Raw genomic sequence first — 2,736 nt, 5'->3', positions numbered from 1 at the left:
CCAGCCGCTCCCGGAGCTTCGAACAGCGCCGGCGCGTGGCCTGGTTGCGCATGGCGATTGCCAGGGCTCGCCGCTGCCCGGGCAGCACCACCAGCTTCCGGCCCCGCATCACGCCAATGTAGAGCAGGTTGCGCGCCAGCATCGCATAGTGCTGCGTGCTGAGCGGGATCACCACCGCCGGGTACTCCGACCCTTGCGCTTTGTGGATAGTGGTGGCGTAGGCCAGCACCAGCTCGTCCAGCTCCCCGAAGCCGTAGGCGACCTCCCGCCCGTCGAAGACCACCGTGAGCTCGCCCTCCTCCAGGTCCACGCCCGTGATCACCCCGAGGTCGCCGTTGAACACCTCCCGGTCGTAGCTGTTGGCCACCTGCATGACCTTGTCACCAGGACCAAAGGTCCAGCCGAAGCGCTCGACCTGCAACTCGCCGGGTGGGTTCAGCGCCCCCTGCAGCGCGGCGTTCAACGCCCGGGCCCTCAGCCCGCCCCGGTTCATCGGGCAGAGCACCTGCACGTCGCGGACCCGGATCATCGCCGTGGGCTCGATGCCGAGCCTGCCCACCACACGGTATCGGCGGTGCGGAAGCCGATGCCGGTGACCTCGCGCAGGCGATCCGGCTCGGCCTCGATCAGCTCGAACACCGCCTCGCCGAAGGCCGCCACCAGCCTGGCCGCGTAGACCGGGCCGATGCCGCGGATCATGCCCGAGCCCAGGTACTTCTCGATGCCCTCGCGCGTCGTGGGCTGGGTGGCCTTGAGGAAGCCCGCCCTGAACTGCGGGCCGTGGGCGCGGTCGTTGACCCAGGCGCCCGACATCTGCACCCACTCGCCAGCCGAGATCGAGGCGGCGTGGCCCACCACGGTGACCAGGTCGCGGTGGCCGCGCGCCTTGACCCGCAGCACGCAGAAGCCGTTCTCGGCGTTGTGGTAGGTGACGCGTTCCACCAGGCCGGTCAGCGCCTCGGTGGGCGGGCCGCGATCAGCGGCAGGCAGGGACGGGGCAGCGGTGCTGGGCACGTGCGAAAGATGGCTCCGTTTGGCGGCCGATGGGAGAGCCTGACGGCCAGCACTCCCCGTGCATGCATCGCCGCCCTGCCACCGCTGAACGGCGCGATCGAGACCAGCCGATCCGGGTCGGCCAGGGTCCAGCAGCAGACGCGTCAGCGCCCCTCGAAGCCATCGAGGATCTTGGCAGGCAGCGGCGCGTCGAAATCGGCCGGCACCCGCCGCAGACAGCCAGCCATGCTGCCGAGCACGCGGCGCGGCCTGGAAGCCTGGCAACCGGGCGGCGCCAGCTTGCCAGCGCGGATCGTGACGATCTCCTGGCCGGCGGCGGCATCCACCAGAGGTGGCAACTGCGCCGCCGCGCCCCTTGCGGTCGTACTAGGCCTGGCGCGTCTCACCGCCGAGTTCCCCTTCGACCGCGGCCAACAGGGCCGGCAGCTCGTCGACCACCGCCGGCCGCAGCCGGGGTAGCTCCAGGCTGAAATACTGGTGCGACACCAGGTCGCGCAGCCCGGCCCATCCGCGCCAGTCCACGCCGGGATGACGGCCGAGCAGCTCGGGTGGGAGCAGCTTCACCGCTTCGCCGATCTCGGCCAAGGCGTTCTTCAGAGCCCGGTAGGTGCGGCGGTCCGTTTCGGCCAGCACAGCGAAGGCGGCTTCGTCCAGCTCGCCCGCGAAGGCGAGCGCATCCTCTGCGGCGGCACGGATGTCCTCCAGCCGCTCGCGCGTGCCGCGCCGGCCCGGCCTCACCATGCCCGCACGGCCTCGCGTTCAGCCGCCTCGCGCACTCCCGGGCGCAACGCCCCGCGCTCCACCAGGTCAGCTGGGGCACCGAGCAGATCCGACAACTCGGCGCGCAGCGACGACAGGCCGACCAGCGACAGGTGCGCCGCCGGATCGAGGTCGGCGAGCAGATCGACGTCGCTGCCGGGACGGGCGTCGCCTCGGGCGACGGAGCCGAAGACGGACAGCGAGGCGATGCCACGGGCCCGCAGCTCACCGGCATGGGCACGAAGTCGGCCAAGCACGACCGCAAGGGTAGGGGTGGTTCCCGCCTCCTGAGCCAGGAAGCTCTCAACAAGGGAGCCGACGAGTCCTTGCACCGTCTCGCCACGGGAGGCAGCCGCCGCCTTCAGCCGATCGCGCGTGGCAGAAGGCAGGCGGACGGACAGGAAGGCTGCTGCGGTGGAAGATGTCGACATCGGCATGATAGCACCTCTGCGCACATGTGCACAAACGGTGACGGGATGCAAGCCTATAGAGCGCTGCTTTCCACTGTCAGGAGGCCAAGCTGATGCGGTGGACGGCCCCTGAGCGGCATCGGTGTCAAGCTCGCGGCTGTCGAAGTCAGCGAGCAGAGGGCTGTCCACCGCATCAGCTTTCTCATCAGCTCCTTCCGTAGCGGTCAGTCCACATTTGGTGGAACCACGCCATAGTAGACGGCCTCTCTCGGATCGCTCCCTATGTCCTCTTTTAGATGATTTCAGACGCCGTTTCATAACGGCTGAGGCGGGGTGAGCGGCGGGGGTTCTGCGCGTTCGGAGGGTGTCTGACGTCCTTCGAGGTGGCCCATGTGGACCCCTGCCGCCCGCGCGCAGCTTGCGCGCGGCTCCCAGCCTTATGCAACGTGCCTGACCGATGCCGAGTGGGCCCTGGTCGAGCCCTTCTTGCCAAGCCCTGCAAAGACCGGACGGCCCCGGTCCTGGCCGATGCGGCGGGTCGTCGATGCGATCC

5 protein-coding genes and 1 pseudogene are annotated in these 2,736 nt (G+C 69.7%); 1 reads left to right on the top strand and 5 read right to left on the bottom strand.

Going from position 1 to position 2,736, the window contains the following annotated elements; translation table 11 throughout:
* From BT98_RS28245 to BT98_RS25365, 5 genes and pseudogenes are all read right to left on the bottom strand, one after another.
* A pseudogene (locus tag BT98_RS28245) lies at positions 1-616 on the bottom strand (ATP-dependent DNA helicase); the annotation flags it as partial.
* Positions 526-900, bottom strand: coding sequence for a YrrC family ATP-dependent DNA helicase (locus BT98_RS28240; RefSeq protein ID WP_434551767.1), 375 nt, complete (start codon positions 898-900; stop codon positions 526-528). The gene BT98_RS28240 and the pseudogene BT98_RS28245, both read right to left, overlap by 91 nt.
* A 257-nt stretch (positions 901-1,157) precedes the next feature.
* Positions 1,158-1,400, bottom strand: a complete 243-nt coding sequence (locus BT98_RS25375; RefSeq protein ID WP_027297477.1) for a hypothetical protein — start codon at positions 1,398-1,400, stop codon at positions 1,158-1,160.
* Positions 1,381-1,755 (bottom strand): HepT-like ribonuclease domain-containing protein, encoded by a 375-nt coding sequence (locus tag BT98_RS25370; RefSeq protein WP_019461262.1) that lies wholly within the window; start codon positions 1,753-1,755, stop codon positions 1,381-1,383. The genes BT98_RS25375 and BT98_RS25370 overlap by 20 nt, the downstream gene beginning before the upstream one ends.
* Complete coding sequence (locus BT98_RS25365; RefSeq protein ID WP_019461263.1) at positions 1,749-2,210, bottom strand: nucleotidyltransferase family protein; 462 nt, start codon at positions 2,208-2,210, stop codon at positions 1,749-1,751. The genes BT98_RS25370 and BT98_RS25365 overlap by 7 nt, the downstream gene beginning before the upstream one ends.
* A 363-nt stretch (positions 2,211-2,573) precedes the next feature.
* Here BT98_RS25365 and BT98_RS26895 point away from each other — a divergent pair.
* Positions 2,574-2,736 (top strand): transposase (locus BT98_RS26895; protein ID WP_155985218.1); only part of this gene is annotated, 163 nt, incomplete at its 3' end.

The organism is Roseomonas mucosa ATCC BAA-692 (assembly GCF_000622225.1).
In the GTDB taxonomy this organism is placed as follows: domain Bacteria; phylum Pseudomonadota; class Alphaproteobacteria; order Acetobacterales; family Acetobacteraceae; genus Roseomonas; species Roseomonas mucosa.
This window is presented reverse-complemented; position numbering and strand designations above follow the sequence as displayed.